A 271-nucleotide genomic window follows, 5' to 3' on the forward strand; every position below is an offset into this window, starting at 1 on the left:
TTGATTGTACAATTGTTGCATTTTGTGGAATTGTTACATCTACTGTCTGTTCTCCATTTGCTGCCGCTACAGTAACAGCACCTAATTTATCATTTTCATTGTAATTCTTTCCTACTTCAGCTTTCCAGTCAGTTAATTTACCTGCTACTGGTGATGCCATCGGAATTACCTTTCCATCAATTTTTGCATTTTCTGTTTTTAAATAATTTTCCGCTTGATTGTAATAGTAATAACCGCCAATACCGCCGCCAACTAGTACAATTAATGTGAT

Annotated in this window: 1 pseudogene; it reads right to left on the reverse strand. The window is 35.4% G+C overall.

The features are described from left to right. Positions 1-271: pseudogene (locus SB658_RS24100) on the reverse strand (HlyD family secretion protein); the annotation flags it as partial.

The organism is Bacillus sp. SIMBA_008 (genome assembly GCF_046535495.1).
GTDB lineage: Bacteria > Bacillota > Bacilli > Bacillales > Bacillaceae > Bacillus > Bacillus subtilis.